This window comes from Capnocytophaga genosp. AHN8471 (assembly GCF_016806945.1).
In the GTDB taxonomy this organism is placed as follows: domain Bacteria; phylum Bacteroidota; class Bacteroidia; order Flavobacteriales; family Flavobacteriaceae; genus Capnocytophaga; species Capnocytophaga periodontitidis.
This window is the reverse complement of record NZ_JAESPJ010000006.1, coordinates 172,757-185,084: the sequence shown is the minus strand read 5'-3', so window position 1 is coordinate 185,084 and position 12,328 is coordinate 172,757. Positions and strand designations below refer to the sequence as shown.

Below are 12,328 nucleotides of genomic sequence, written 5' to 3'. Positions count from 1 at the left end.
TTATAAAAATCAATCTAATTTTATTTCTTCACCTTCGTATTCCTTTCCGTTGTACTTTAGGTATTTTATTTCTACTCGTTTTTCAGAGATTTCATCCTTACAGTCGCTATCACTAACTTTTGTTGTAAAGGTAACTCTATTTTTGATATTGAAATAGCCATTAGTTTTTTCGGTTTCCATTATGAACATAGAATCAAATATGTATTCATAGCCTTCGCAGTAATTAAAGTCACCTCTTGAAGCACTAAGTATATAATTGTTCAATACCTTTTTGAGTGTTTTTCCTTTCGGCAGAAACAAACTAAAATATTCCTCACCAGCAGGGTTAGGTCGGCTTTGGTTATGAGTAAACACACGAATACCAAAAGCGCGTTCACCTTCTGAAAGAATAAACTTTGCGGTATCAATAGCAATGCCATTTATTACAAAAGCATCGGAGACCCATTCACTTAAACCTTTGTAAAAACAGCTTATTTTTTGTTCTTTTATATTGAAAAGAACGATGTAAGCATCAATCCAACCATCGTCTTCAGTTCCATTTTTGACAGGGAAGACCATTACCATTGTATTGTTGTCATAAGGCAATATTCTCTCGTTGTATAAGTCGGTATCTATTTTTGACTTAGGTATAGAAAGGGCTTTTATCACCTTTTCAAAAACTTTAGGGTCTTTTTGAGCTTTGAGGCTAAAAGCACAACAAGTGCATAGAAAAAAGGTTAGAAAATATTTCATTTTTTTGATATTATAGTCAGACAAAAATAGATTGCGTTTTAGAGGGCGTTTGCAAAGAGTTTTATTGATGCAGGCATTTTAGAGCGGGCGTTTGCAAAACGCCCCTACACAACATACCTCATTCGTCATTCATCATTAGCAATTCCGCCACATCATAGACTTTTATTTGGGTTTCTTTTTCTTTGGTTTTTACACCATCGGTCATCATCGTATTGCAAAACGGACAAGCGGTAGCGATGATATCGGGGCGCACTTCAAGGGCTTGCTCGGTGCGCAATACGTTGATTTCTTTATCTCCTTTTTCCGATTCTTTGAAGAGTTGTGCGCCTCCTGCTCCACAGCACATTGCGCGGGCTTTGCACTTTTTCATCTCTACCAAATCGGCTTCTAAAGAGGTGAGCAGTTCGCGGGGGGCGTTGTACACTTTGTTGGCTCTGCCAAGGTAGCAGGGGTCGTGAAAAGTGATGCGCTTGCCTTTGAAGGTGCCACTTTCTATAGTGAGTCTGCCCTCATCGATAAGGGTTTTGAGTAACTCAGTGTGGTGCATTACTTCGTAATTCCCGCCCAGCGCAGGGTATTCGTTTTTGATAGTGTTGAAACAGTGCGGACAGGTGGTTACTATTTTGGTTACCTGATAGTTGTTGAGTACCTCGATATTCATCATTGCCTGCATCTGGAAGAGAAATTCGTTGCCAGCACGCTTGGCAGGGTCGCCGGTGCAGCTCTCTTCGGTGCCGAGTACGGCAAAGCGCACCCCTGCTTTTTGCAAGAGGTGGGCAAAGGCTCTGATGATGCGTTTAGCTCTGTCGTCAAAACTACCAGCACAGCCTACCCAGAAGAGTACTTCGGGGGTTTCGCCACGAGCTGAGAGTTCTGCCATTGTTGGAATCATAATAATCTAATTTGGTGCGAGCCGCACGGGTTGTAATTTGGTAATTTGGCACGAGCTATAAGCTCGCGCCAGCGAAAGGGTGTAGGTTATTTTACGATTACTAAATCGCCATCTACAAAACCTACGGTTATATGTTGTACGTTAAAAAGTTTGATACTGTTTTCGGCTACTATTTCTTTAAGGATTTCGGTAATCATTGAGAGGGCTTGTTCCCAATGTACTTCTTCAGGGATTTCTTCTAAAGGTAAAAAACAGTCATCGGGTACAAAATCGTCATCACAAGCCCAATCGGGGTCTTCATCATCATACCAAGAAGAACCTATAAGCTCCAATTCGTAAGGTTCGGAGATGTTGAAATTCAGTGCGACAATATCACTAGGTAAGGTTTCTTGACGATCTATGCCAAGTAACCATTTTTTAATCTTGTTTTTAACAGTTTCTTTCATTTTATGGTGTTATTAGAGATTTATAGGACGAGTCAGACGGGGTCAGACGAGTCGGACAAAATAGAGGCTGTCCTAAAAGTTTTTCTTGAGGGGCGTTTGCAAAACGCCCGTACATAACATACTTCAAAAATTATTGATAATTAGAGCAATCAACTTTGCTAAAGGTCGTAGCACGATGATAGGACGAGTCAGACGAGTCGGACAGAATAGGCACGAGCTACAAATTTGCGCCAGTAAAAGCGGCTCGCACTAATCGTTAAACACTTCTACGGTTTCTTCTCTGAGGACAAAATCGGTGAATTTGCCTTTGTAGCGCGTGGCTTTTACGATGTGATTGTCTATCCAATGATAGTTGCCTCCGCGGGGTTTGCCAAAGATGATGCCGTGATACTTAAAGCCGTGCTTTTTGAGCCATTGCTCAGTAACTTCGCGGTGTGCTTCGGTGCGTGAAGTGAAAAAGTAAATCACGTGACCTTCGTCATACCATTTGTTTACTTGTGCTAAGGCATCGGGGAATACTTCGGCAGTAGGCATTCGCTCAGGTTCTTCATTAGGGATGTCCTCTCCTACCGTGCCATCAATGTCGATGAGGTAGTTTTTTACTCCCTCTGGCAATATAGGATTTTTATTGCCTTGAGCATCTTCTTTTAAGGTGAATTTTTCAGTCATAATATTTGAATTAGCAAATTGTTACGGTATCCATTTCTTTTCAAAGTTAGGTTTGCGTTTTTCGAGGAAGGCATCGCGTCCTTCTTTGGCTTCATCGGTCATATATGCCAAACGGGTAGCTTCACCTGCAAATACTTGTTGTCCTACCATACCGTCATCGGTGAGGTTCATAGCGAATTTCAGCATTTTGATAGAAGTAGGCGATTTAGCCATTATCTCTTGCGCCCACTCAAAAGCGGTGACTTCGAGCTCGTCGTGAGGGACTACGGCATTTACCATTCCCATCTCGAAAGCCTCTTGCGCTGAATAATTGCGCCCTAAGAAGAAGATTTCGCGGGCTTTCTTCTGTCCGACCATTTTGGCGAGATAAGCCGACCCATAACCGGCATCAAAACTGGTTACATCGGCATCGGTTTGTTTGAAGATTGCGTGTTCTTTGCTCGCGAGGGTAAGGTCGCACACTACGTGCAATGAGTGTCCGCCACCCACTGCCCAACCGGGTACTACTGCTATCACCACCTTGGGCATAAAGCGAATAAGGCGTTGCACTTCGAGGATGTTGAGGCGGTGGTAACCATCGTCGCCTACATACCCCTGATGACCACGTGCTTTTTGGTCGCCACCACTGCAAAAACTCCATACGCCATCTTTAGGTGAAGGTCCTTCGGCAGAGAGTAATACGGCGCCTATGTTGATGTCTTCATAAGCATCTTTGAAGGCATCGAGGAGTTCAGAAGTGGTTTTAGGGCGAAAAGCGTTGCGTACTTCAGGACGATTGAAGGCGATACGCGCTACGCCATCGCATTTTTTATACGTAATATCTTCGTATTCTTTTACGGTTATCCAATTCATATAAGTGAAAAGTGAAAAATGAAAAGTGAAAAATTATTTAGGGGGCAAAGGTAGTAATAATTTGTCAATTAGCCAATTTGTAGATTGTCAATTATTTTGTACCTTTGTCCAAAAATAAGAAGTATTATGAACTCAATTGTATTACAAGCAACGATTAATGAAGCCGATTATCCTATTTTTTTAGGTTTGTTTGAGAAGTTCAAGGTAAAAACCGTTCTTTTAAAGAAAAAAGTGGGGAAGAAGACTTATCCCATTGAAACAGCGATTCCTAATGAAGAAACGCACGCTGCTTTTATGGAAGTAAAGGAAAAGGGACACCTTATGAAGGGATATACTGATGTTAGAGAACTTTTTAAAGATATAAATAATGAATAGCTGTAGTTTTGATGATGAAAAAGTGATTGATTATCAGATTCATAGACTTTGTTAAAGTTTTAGGACTTTGACAAAGTGTAGCGACCCTCCGCTGGCGTGAGCTTACAGTTTGTGCCCAATTCAAAATTCAAAATTCACCTGAAAAATTATATCTTAAACCCTTTCAAAGACTTCTGTTGCTTACCCTGTGAGTCGAAATTCTCAGGAGAGAGCCATTGCTCAAGGGCGCGTTTGTTAGCTTCCCATTCCTTATCTATCATAGCAAACCAAGCGGTGTCGCGCGAACGCCCTTTGTAAACCACTGCCTGCCTAAATGTACCCTCATATACAAAGCCCAAGCGCTCCGCAGCACGACGCGAAGGTGCATTAAGGCTGTCACACTTCCATTCGTAACGCCTGTATTGAAGGACTTCAAACACATATTTTGCCAACAAATACTGCGCCTCTGTAGCCATACGCGTACGCTGCAAAGCCGGCGAATAGTTCACCCACCCCACTTCTATCACTCTGTTTTTAGGGTCTATACGCATTAGAGCGAGCGTACCTACTGCTTTTCGCGTTTGCTTATCTACAATCGTCAGGAAATAAGGGTCGGTAGAGGCTTCCTGCTTGGTGAGTAAAGCGTGTAACTCCTCTTTGTTCTTTGCAGGAGCTATGGATAAATAAGTCCAATCGGGCATTACGGCATTGGCTTCCAAATAGAAATCACTCAAATCGTCTAAATGTTTGGCTACCGAAAGAGGTTCCAACAGACAATAATTTCCCTCTAAAAGGGTTATATGAGGGGTTTCTCCTACTGAAAAATTAGGTAATGCCTCCCCTATGGGTTGATTGTATTGGTTTGTGATCATAAAATTAATATCTTTTATAGGCTATTTTTGCCAATCTATCTTATATAGAAAATCTTTCATTGTCATTATCTCTGTTTCTCCAAAAGGATTTAGCACTAACAAGTCATTATCTTCTGTAATCAGATAGTCCGCAGAAGCATCTCTTGCTAAACAAAGCAAAAAGTTATCCTTTTCATCTCGGCACGAAATAATATTATCAGTAGTAACTTCTACAAAATCGGCTACTTCTTCTATCATCTCTACCAATTCGCTAAGTTCTTCCAAAGGAAAAAATCTACGAAACTTAGGACGCTGAGCAACTTCTACAAACTCCCCCACTAACTCACTACTGAAAATAAGTTGTATCCTCTCCTGAAAAAGAAGCTTATCTATCACGGAATAATCTCGAGAAATAAGAAACCTAATCCATAGATTGGTATCTATAATTACTCTTTTACTTCTTTTCTTCATAACGTTTTGCCCTTACTTTTTCTACTTCCTTGGTAATTTCCTCCAAAGAGGGTGCATTGGCTTCATTTTTCTTACGAAAACGCTCTATTACTTGTAGAAAAGGATTGCTTTTTCTATCCTTAATGGCTATTAATTGTAAATCCGCGAGGTTTTTTAATAATTCCTCCGCTTTAGGATTGAGTATATCTATCGTTAAAACACTCATTGTTATATTGTTTTTGTTAGTAAAAAATATTCATTAACACATTAGATAATCGGTTGATACGCTAAGCATTTGTCTACTACTTCCTCTACGGTGGGGTCGTAGGAGGAAATATCCATAGTGCGGGCGTTGTAGTTTTCCGGATAGAAGAATAACGAACTGCCCTCGGGGTGAGGTACATTGCGATCGAAGCGCTCCATTAGCTCCTCTTGGCGATCGTCATCGGTTTCTTCTATGATTTGGTTCCCTAATTGTATGAGTTCTTCTCGGGTCATTTGGTAAAAAAATAAGTTTTTATACTATTTAGAGGCAATCGTTCTCAGTGCCTTTTTTACAATATACTTGGTTTCCTTGGTAGTACTTTCGCGCTCCCAACGCTCACAAAGGGCTGTTACGAAATCGGGGCGGGTTTTGCTGGCATCGTTCAGCCAATTACCTACACTATCTTGCACATACTTTGCTTTATCGGACTTCAATTTGTCTAATATAGGCAAATACAGTTCAGGTTTTTCTTTTAAGGCTTCTATATGAGCACACCAAACACCCCGCGGACGCAAGGCTTCTGTACTAAACCTGCGGATATTTTCATCTTTGCTTTCTGCCCAATGAGAGAGAAAAGCGATTGAAAAGTCTAAATGCTCGCTCATTTCGGGGCGTAATGCCATCCAAATAATCTCACGAACGCCAAAATGATTATCGGCTACCAAAGGTTTTAGTTTGTGTAGCTTATCTTCTAAAGGGATTTCGGTATGCAAAGCCACCAAATAACAAGCATAACAGCGTACCGAATCGGATAAATGCGTACTGATTTGCTTAAACAAAGGCTCATAAAGGTCAGTATTTGCATATTTTTTGTATAACAATGCACCTATGAGCTTAATTGTATTCATTGTAGAAGGTTTCTTTTGCTGATGGATTTGGCAAACCAACTCTTCAATGATATTTTTATCAATCCCCAAAGCAGGAAAAACAGATTTTACCAACTGTGAATGATCTACAGCCAGCCATTCGGTAAGGTTTACCGTTTCTATACGCCCCGCATTTAATAGCGAAAGCACTTCGGAAGGTATATCTACTGCCTTTTGAGCCCCTTTTCTGTTTTTGATGTCTTCGGTCATAAAATTAATTTGTCAATTAGTAAATTAGAAAATTAGCAAATTCTTATGGAGTGATAGTAACTATTTTTCCCTCACGGCGCACCACAATCTTTTGATGATTCTTGCGTTTTTGAGCAATCATTCGCTCATAAGCAAGGTCTAAACCCTTTAAAAGTTTATCTTTTAGACCCTCTTTCTTAGTTATTTTATCTTTCATAATTATTTTTCATTAAGTTAAACTTGTCGTTGTTATAAATTATAATACCCTTATGCTTTTCCTTTTGAGCTATTAGTTCCTTTCTTCCCTCTGAATTATCAAATATATAACAAATATCTACCATATCAATATAGATAGCAAAGAGATTGACAATCCCGTTATGATACCTTCTTTCAATAGTTTCTGAGGGAATGCTATGCCCTCCTTCAGCAACGCGCTGAGCGACCCGCTTTTTAGCCATATTGGGCGAGTCCAGCCAAAAGAACAATAGGGTAACCTCATAGCCATTGGCTTGCGCCCATTCTATTTTTTGCCTATAGCTTTTAGTAGCCAAAGTAGTTTCGAAGGCAAAAGTTTCTCCTTTTTGTAATAGTTCGTCCATACGAGCGAGCATTATTCTACCGGCTTGTATAGCTACGCTTTCAGGCTGGAAAGGCGATAGCCCCTTAGCGATCTCGTCGGCATTGATAAACTCTTTGCAGTCGAGTACTTCGGGCAAAATGGTAAAGGAAGCGGTGGTTTTTCCCGCGCCATTACAACCTGCTATGATATAGAGGTGTTTCTTATTACTCATCTGTCATCTCATAAAACCAATTTAAGAAAGGGTCATCGGTTGCTTCGTCGTCCATACTATGAGGGGTTACCACTTCTAATCCTATTGCGGGGATAGTGGTATGAAACGTATTTTGCACCCACTCTTGGTATTGTGTATTGGGGTGGACGAACATTTCGTTCTTATCACTGTTAGGAGGGAGTGGATAATACTCGTCCCAACAAATTTCATCATAGCCAATGGCTAAAAGACGCAAGAAATCCAAGGCGTTTTTCACCAATATACAGGTCATCATAGAGCCTGAACCCGACCCGATATGCACGATTTGGGTACGCCCTTCATCGTCGAGCCACAAGGCACATTCCGAACCATCGGCACCATTGCGTGCAAAGACGAGCAAACGGCGCTTTATCTTCTCGGCGTGCTGTTTGTATTGTATTTCTAATAGCTCATTACGATAGGATTCTTCATCTACATTGAAAGTAATAATGGTACCTCCTTCTCGCTCATCATCTGTCCAGCTTTCTTCTAATTTATCCCACGGATATAGATAGCCATAACGCACGCCATCTCTGTCCTCATAATAACCATTGTCCTCTATCCACTGATAGAGTTGGCGGAGTTCTTCGGGGATTTGCATTCCCTCAGGGAGGGCATTTTCTAATTGTTGTAATAAAATATTTTTCATTTTTCTTTACGATTCATACATCATCGCATCATACCAACCTTCAAAATCATCATTTAAGCCATTATCCTCTGAGCTCATTGGTACAAAAATATCTATTCCTTTTGTGCGAATAGATACTTTATTGAAATTCAATTGCTTTTTTACCACTTCCCAGTTGCCTGCCTCTTCAACCGTATTCACACAACGGACTATTTGGGTTGTTCCTCTGTAGTCCAACCACAAAGCTACCATAGAACCATTGTATATATTTTCGGCTATTTGCAAAAAACGCTGAGCAGCATCGTCGGCATTCTTACCAAAAGAAATGGTTAAGAGTTCTTTACGAAAGTTTTCTTCTTCCATATAAAAGGCAATATCGATATCTACGTTTATGTCATCTAAGTACTTATTCCTAAAAGGATTTTTAGGATATAGATATCCGTAACGTACACCATCGTCTCTGTCCTCATAATAGCCGTTATCTTCTATCCACTGATAGAGTTGGCGGAGTTCTTCGGGGATTTGCATTCCTGTGGGAAGTGCGTTTTCTAATTGTTGCAATAAAATGTTGGGCATAATTTGTTGTTATTTCTCCTTAAAGATATCTAATACTTTATCTCTCACTAATGGAAATTCAATATATCCTCCTCGGTCGAGAAAGTGTTTCCCTTGTGGAAGACGAATAAACTCACAATTGAGCAAGCGAGAGAGATTATCACTTAGCTGAGTGGGTACTATATCGTCATCTATAGCCGAAATAACCACTGCTTTACCTACCATTGGTAACCGCTTGAAACTTGAAAACTTCTCTACAAATGGGTTTAAGCTCTCGAAATTGGGTACTGGTTCATAAAAACCCGATACAAGTACGATACCTTTAGGTTCTTTTTTGCTCTCCAATAGGAAATCCAGAGTAGTAATCGTACCCAAGCTATGCGCTACTATTACTGTTTGAGGTGTTACATTCACCTGTTTTTTAAGTGTTGCTATCCAATCATCAACGTTTGGATTATCAGGAGAAGGCATTGCAATACGATAAGCTTTAATTTTATGCTTTTTTAATTCTTCTTCTAACCACTTAAACCAATGATTATCGGGTGTGGCGCCATATCCGTGTACTATATACACTTGTTTTTCCATTTTTTTAGTATTTTTATTCTGTGCATAACTTAGAGAAAAGACACTTAAAACTAATATTAATAATATATTTTTCATATAAATTATTTATTTAATAGCAATTTTTGACTTTTTTCTACGCTTTCATTTTAGTAAAGTGTAAAGCAATATATTAAAAAACCTTCCTCTAATAAATTTCAAAGGAGAATATAGAGAAACTAACACAACAAAACTTTCTATTTCTTAGTTGCTCGTTTAGGTTTTTCAAGCGTTTTTATTTCATTACCTAAAACGGTAATTACTTGATTGTTGGAAATAGGTCGCAAATCTACTTTCTGTGAATATTCGTTTACTATTTTTTGAGTAACTTCCTTGAAAGGAAAGTTCAAATAATGAGGTAAAAAATAAAAATCTACCAAATGTAATCCTGAATATTCTGTGAGTTCAGGAGCTTTTTTGGTCTCGTCCATATCACTCACAAATTCAATAGTAGGAGAAGCAATGATAGAACCTGCCGAAGTACCTATGTACAACTTTCCGTTATTAATTTGCTCTATAAGTAGCTTGTCAGCTCCTTTCTTTTTTAGTTCTTGCATTAGGTAGAATGTATTCCCTCCAGAGATAAAAATATAATCATTTCGTTCTAATGCTGTGGTTATTTCTTCGGTAGTAGCGGTAGAAACTTCTAATTCTTCTATGATAAGCCCTAATTTTTCAAAGGCTTTTCTATCGTCATCTACATAAAAACGCACTTTTTCTACCAAACTTGCTGTTGGAATAAACACGATTTTCTTTCCATTTACTGGTTCTCCTGCAAAATCTTCAAACAATTTTGCTACTGAACTGAATGATGAGGTTAAAAATAATTTTTTCATTTGTGTTAATTATCCTAATTTTTTGGCGTCGTCTAAAACAAGTGTTTTTATTTCATCACCTAAAACGGTAATTACTTGATTGTTGGAAATAGGTCGCAAATCTATTCTCTGTGAATAGTCATTTACTACTTTTTGAGAAGCTTCCTTGTAAGGGAAATTCAGATAGTGAGGTAAAAGGTAAAAATCTACCAAATGTAATCCTGAATAATCAGTGAGTTCAGGGGCTTTTTTTGTTTCGTCCATATCACTAACAAATTCAACAGTAGGAGAGGCAATGACAGAACCTGCTGAAGTACCTATGTACAACTTTCCATTATTAATTTGTTCAATAAGTAGTTTGTCGGCTCCTTTCTTTTTTAGTTCCTGCATTAGGTAGAAAGTATTTCCTCCAGAGATAAAAATATAATCATTTCGCTCTAATGTTGTAGCTATTTCTTCGGTAGTAGCGGTAGAAACTTCTAATTCTTCTATGATAAGACCTAATTTTTCAAAGGCTTTTCTATCGTCATCGACATAAAAACGCACTTCTTCTACCAAACTTGCTGTTGGAATAAATGCTAGTTTCTTTCCTTTTACGGGTTCACCTGCAAAATCTTCAAATAATTTTGCTACTGAACTGAATGATGAGGTTAAAAATAATTTTTTCATTTGTGTTAATTATTGTTATTGGACGGTAGAGGCACGAGCTACAAGCTCGCGCCAGCGAGGGGCTGTTATTGGATAATTCAGACGGGGCTGACCTGTCGGACGAGTCGGACGAGGGAGACATGAGCTGTTTGATTGATAGGGCGAATTGCCTCACATACTCTGCTTCGCAGACTTTGCCCCTACACATACCACAAAAACGATGTTACGAATAATCAAAAGTGAATAGCACGATACGGCTCACAGGTTCATACAGCATAATGATACCATCTATATGCCCCTTACACCAATCATAACTTGCTGTATCTGCAATAAAATAAAATGGATTTCCTTGGTATGAAATTTTAATCCAATCAGGTGAGGGTTGTCTTTCATACTCCAATTGCATATCGAAAGCCTTTGGATACTCACCATCATCAATAGAGCCTTGCCAATTTCCACTCCATATATCTCCACCTAAATTGTTCAAATAATTTACTCTATTAGGTTTGCCTTGATATTCGGGATAATTAGTATCTACTAAGGTACCGTATTTTATTATGTTTTTCTTGCTTTGCTCATAGGACTCCACCATTTCTTGAAGTTCTTTCTCTTCTTTAGAATCGAAATCCCAGTTATGATATTTAGTTCTTTCAAAAAATCCTTCGTTTCCTAAGAACTCAAACTTGTTATCATCGGTGAGTTTGAACGTTACCCAGTTAGGGGCAGTGTATTCATTGTGATATTCGGTAGTGTTTCCCCCCATATATCCTATATTCGCCTCAAAAGGGCATAACATATACACTTTTTGTCCCGCCCAATCGGGGTTGATTTCTGCCAAATCGATACTCATCAGGGGCAGAAAATGCTTTTTGAGCCATTGTTGGTCTTTCGTAAAGATGTCTTCTGCCTTTGGGAACGCCTGTAAATGGTCGTTCAATTCTTGAATGTTTTCTCTTGATTGCATAATGTTTTTATATTGTTATCCCAATTTCTTGGCATCGGCTAAAAACTGTGCTAAGCCGCTATCGGTAAGGGGATGTTTGAGGAGGCCGGTGATAGCCGAAAGAGGTGCGGTAATCACATCAGCACCTATTTTAGCACATTCGAGAATGTGCATTGTGTGGCGTACAGAGGCTGCAAGGATTTGTGTCTCAAAGTTATAGTTGTCGTAGATGAGGCGTATTTCTTCGATGAGAGAAAGTCCGTCGGCAGAGATATCATCAAGTCTGCCAATGAAAGGCGATACATAAGTAGCACCTGCTTTGGCTGCCAAAAGCGCTTGACCTGCTGAGAATACGAGAGTGCAGTTGGTGCGAATGCCCTTATCGGTGAAGTATTTAATAGCTTTGATACCGTCTTTAATCATCGGTACTTTTACTACGATTTGAGGGTGAAGGGCAGCGAGTTCTTCGCCTTCGCGCACAATGCCTTCGAAATCAGTGGCAATCACTTCGGCAGAGACATCGCCTTCTACAATCGTACAGATGTCGGTGTAATGTTTGAGGATCGCGGCTTTGCCGGTGATGCCTTCTTTAGCCATTAGAGACGGATTGGTGGTTACGCCGTCTAACACGCCCAAGTCTTGGGCTTCTTGAATTTGCGATAGATTCGCTGTGTCGATAAAAAATTTCATAAGACAATTAATAATTAACGATTAATAATTAACAATTAACAAGTTGTGATGTTATCAGGTCAAGAAAACGAATT

At 39.4% G+C, this 12,328-nt stretch carries 20 protein-coding genes; 1 reads left to right on the top strand and 19 read right to left on the bottom strand.

The features are described from left to right. Positions 1-9: 9 nt before the first annotated feature. The 5 genes from JMN12_RS02590 to JMN12_RS02570 form a co-directional block, all read right to left on the bottom strand. On the bottom strand, positions 10-732 hold the full coding sequence (locus JMN12_RS02590; protein WP_034555136.1) for a hypothetical protein: 723 nt from the start codon (positions 730-732) through the stop codon (positions 10-12). Positions 733-850: 118 nt separating this feature from the next. Then, complete coding sequence (locus JMN12_RS02585; RefSeq protein ID WP_002681950.1) at positions 851-1,624, bottom strand: (Fe-S)-binding protein; 774 nt, start codon at positions 1,622-1,624, stop codon at positions 851-853. Between the two features lie 86 nt (positions 1,625-1,710). After that, on the bottom strand, positions 1,711-2,070 hold the full coding sequence (locus JMN12_RS02580; RefSeq protein ID WP_203136831.1) for a hypothetical protein: 360 nt from the start codon (positions 2,068-2,070) through the stop codon (positions 1,711-1,713). A 249-nt stretch (positions 2,071-2,319) separates the two neighbouring features. Further along, entirely contained in the window at positions 2,320-2,739 is a 420-nt protein-coding gene (locus tag JMN12_RS02575; protein WP_203136829.1) for a phosphoheptose isomerase, read from the bottom strand. 21 nt (positions 2,740-2,760) lie between these two features. Continuing rightward, positions 2,761-3,591 (bottom strand): 1,4-dihydroxy-2-naphthoyl-CoA synthase, encoded by an 831-nt coding sequence (locus JMN12_RS02570; protein WP_203136826.1) that lies wholly within the window; start codon positions 3,589-3,591, stop codon positions 2,761-2,763. A gap of 126 nt (positions 3,592-3,717) precedes the next feature. On the opposite strand from JMN12_RS02570, the gene JMN12_RS02565 reads away from it, so the two are divergent. Continuing rightward, positions 3,718-3,966: a hypothetical protein gene (locus JMN12_RS02565; protein ID WP_009750680.1), complete on the top strand. Its 249-nt coding sequence runs from the start codon at positions 3,718-3,720 to the stop codon at positions 3,964-3,966. Positions 3,967-4,112: 146 nt separating this feature from the next. On the opposite strand, the gene JMN12_RS02560 is transcribed toward JMN12_RS02565, so the two are convergent. The 14 genes from JMN12_RS02560 to fsa all read right to left on the bottom strand — a co-directional run bounded on the left by JMN12_RS02560 (position 4,113) and on the right by fsa (position 12,254). After that, complete coding sequence (locus JMN12_RS02560) at positions 4,113-4,817, bottom strand: GNAT family N-acetyltransferase (protein ID WP_203136818.1); 705 nt, start codon at positions 4,815-4,817, stop codon at positions 4,113-4,115. Positions 4,818-4,838: 21 nt separating this feature from the next. Further along, positions 4,839-5,267: a putative toxin-antitoxin system toxin component, PIN family gene (locus JMN12_RS02555; RefSeq protein WP_203136817.1), complete on the bottom strand. Its 429-nt coding sequence runs from the start codon at positions 5,265-5,267 to the stop codon at positions 4,839-4,841. After that, positions 5,251-5,472: a hypothetical protein gene (locus tag JMN12_RS02550; protein WP_095910491.1), complete on the bottom strand. Its 222-nt coding sequence runs from the start codon at positions 5,470-5,472 to the stop codon at positions 5,251-5,253. The genes JMN12_RS02555 and JMN12_RS02550 overlap by 17 nt, the downstream gene beginning before the upstream one ends. A gap of 41 nt (positions 5,473-5,513) precedes the next feature. Further along, positions 5,514-5,744 (bottom strand): bacteriocin immunity protein, encoded by a 231-nt coding sequence (locus JMN12_RS02545; RefSeq protein WP_002665645.1) that lies wholly within the window; start codon positions 5,742-5,744, stop codon positions 5,514-5,516. 24 nt (positions 5,745-5,768) lie between these two features. Beyond that, entirely contained in the window at positions 5,769-6,587 is an 819-nt protein-coding gene (locus JMN12_RS02540) for a DNA alkylation repair protein (RefSeq protein WP_203136806.1), read from the bottom strand. A 43-nt stretch (positions 6,588-6,630) separates the two neighbouring features. Continuing rightward, the gene (locus JMN12_RS02535; protein WP_203136805.1) at positions 6,631-6,783 is read right to left on the bottom strand and encodes a hypothetical protein; all 153 of its coding nucleotides are present in this window, start codon (positions 6,781-6,783) and stop codon (positions 6,631-6,633) included. After that, the gene (locus JMN12_RS02530) at positions 6,773-7,357 is read right to left on the bottom strand and encodes a zeta toxin family protein (protein WP_203136803.1); all 585 of its coding nucleotides are present in this window, start codon (positions 7,355-7,357) and stop codon (positions 6,773-6,775) included. Before JMN12_RS02530 ends, JMN12_RS02535 begins: the two co-directional genes overlap by 11 nt. Beyond that, the gene (locus JMN12_RS02525) at positions 7,350-8,024 is read right to left on the bottom strand and encodes an SMI1/KNR4 family protein (protein ID WP_203136801.1); all 675 of its coding nucleotides are present in this window, start codon (positions 8,022-8,024) and stop codon (positions 7,350-7,352) included. Before JMN12_RS02525 ends, JMN12_RS02530 begins: the two co-directional genes overlap by 8 nt. A gap of 6 nt (positions 8,025-8,030) precedes the next feature. Beyond that, positions 8,031-8,579: a hypothetical protein gene (locus JMN12_RS02520; RefSeq protein WP_203136799.1), complete on the bottom strand. Its 549-nt coding sequence runs from the start codon at positions 8,577-8,579 to the stop codon at positions 8,031-8,033. A 9-nt stretch (positions 8,580-8,588) separates the two neighbouring features. After that, the gene (locus tag JMN12_RS02515) at positions 8,589-9,218 is read right to left on the bottom strand and encodes an RBBP9/YdeN family alpha/beta hydrolase (RefSeq protein WP_203136797.1); all 630 of its coding nucleotides are present in this window, start codon (positions 9,216-9,218) and stop codon (positions 8,589-8,591) included. A gap of 137 nt (positions 9,219-9,355) precedes the next feature. Further along, a complete protein-coding gene (locus JMN12_RS02510; RefSeq protein ID WP_203136795.1) occupies positions 9,356-9,994 on the bottom strand; it encodes a Type 1 glutamine amidotransferase-like domain-containing protein in 639 nt (212 codons plus the stop codon). A gap of 9 nt (positions 9,995-10,003) precedes the next feature. Then, positions 10,004-10,642 (bottom strand): Type 1 glutamine amidotransferase-like domain-containing protein, encoded by a 639-nt coding sequence (locus JMN12_RS02505; RefSeq protein ID WP_203136786.1) that lies wholly within the window; start codon positions 10,640-10,642, stop codon positions 10,004-10,006. 202 nt (positions 10,643-10,844) lie between these two features. Beyond that, the gene (locus tag JMN12_RS02500) at positions 10,845-11,585 is read right to left on the bottom strand and encodes a hypothetical protein (protein ID WP_203136781.1); all 741 of its coding nucleotides are present in this window, start codon (positions 11,583-11,585) and stop codon (positions 10,845-10,847) included. Positions 11,586-11,600: 15 nt separating this feature from the next. Continuing rightward, positions 11,601-12,254 (bottom strand): fructose-6-phosphate aldolase, encoded by a 654-nt coding sequence (fsa, locus tag JMN12_RS02495; RefSeq protein ID WP_002682363.1) that lies wholly within the window; start codon positions 12,252-12,254, stop codon positions 11,601-11,603. Between the last annotated feature and the right edge of the window lie 74 nt (positions 12,255-12,328).

Coding starts and splice junctions, on each gene's coding strand:
- JMN12_RS02505 (WP_203136786.1), bottom strand. CDS start 10,642: ATGAAAAAATTATTTTTAACCTCATCATTCAGTTCAGTAGCAAAATTA.
- JMN12_RS02570 (WP_203136826.1), bottom strand. CDS start 3,591: ATGAATTGGATAACCGTAAAAGAATACGAAGATATTACGTATAAAAAA.
- JMN12_RS02520 (WP_203136799.1), bottom strand. CDS start 8,579: ATGCCCAACATTTTATTGCAACAATTAGAAAACGCACTTCCCACAGGA.
- JMN12_RS02590 (WP_034555136.1), bottom strand. CDS start 732: ATGAAATATTTTCTAACCTTTTTTCTATGCACTTGTTGTGCTTTTAGC.
- JMN12_RS02550 (WP_095910491.1), bottom strand. CDS start 5,472: ATGAGTGTTTTAACGATAGATATACTCAATCCTAAAGCGGAGGAATTA.
- JMN12_RS02575 (WP_203136829.1), bottom strand. CDS start 2,739: ATGACTGAAAAATTCACCTTAAAAGAAGATGCTCAAGGCAATAAAAAT.
- JMN12_RS02545 (WP_002665645.1), bottom strand. CDS start 5,744: ATGACCCGAGAAGAACTCATACAATTAGGGAACCAAATCATAGAAGAA.
- JMN12_RS02565 (WP_009750680.1), top strand. CDS start 3,718: ATGAACTCAATTGTATTACAAGCAACGATTAATGAAGCCGATTATCCT.
- JMN12_RS02530 (WP_203136803.1), bottom strand. CDS start 7,357: ATGAGTAATAAGAAACACCTCTATATCATAGCAGGTTGTAATGGCGCG.
- JMN12_RS02535 (WP_203136805.1), bottom strand. CDS start 6,783: ATGAAAGATAAAATAACTAAGAAAGAGGGTCTAAAAGATAAACTTTTA.
- JMN12_RS02500 (WP_203136781.1), bottom strand. CDS start 11,585: ATGCAATCAAGAGAAAACATTCAAGAATTGAACGACCATTTACAGGCG.
- JMN12_RS02525 (WP_203136801.1), bottom strand. CDS start 8,024: ATGAAAAATATTTTATTACAACAATTAGAAAATGCCCTCCCTGAGGGA.
- JMN12_RS02540 (WP_203136806.1), bottom strand. CDS start 6,587: ATGACCGAAGACATCAAAAACAGAAAAGGGGCTCAAAAGGCAGTAGAT.
- JMN12_RS02560 (WP_203136818.1), bottom strand. CDS start 4,817: ATGATCACAAACCAATACAATCAACCCATAGGGGAGGCATTACCTAAT.
- fsa (WP_002682363.1), bottom strand. CDS start 12,254: ATGAAATTTTTTATCGACACAGCGAATCTATCGCAAATTCAAGAAGCC.
- JMN12_RS02515 (WP_203136797.1), bottom strand. CDS start 9,218: ATGAAAAATATATTATTAATATTAGTTTTAAGTGTCTTTTCTCTAAGT.
- JMN12_RS02580 (WP_203136831.1), bottom strand. CDS start 2,070: ATGAAAGAAACTGTTAAAAACAAGATTAAAAAATGGTTACTTGGCATA.
- JMN12_RS02585 (WP_002681950.1), bottom strand. CDS start 1,624: ATGATTCCAACAATGGCAGAACTCTCAGCTCGTGGCGAAACCCCCGAA.
- JMN12_RS02555 (WP_203136817.1), bottom strand. CDS start 5,267: ATGAAGAAAAGAAGTAAAAGAGTAATTATAGATACCAATCTATGGATT.
- JMN12_RS02510 (WP_203136795.1), bottom strand. CDS start 9,994: ATGAAAAAATTATTTTTAACCTCATCATTCAGTTCAGTAGCAAAATTG.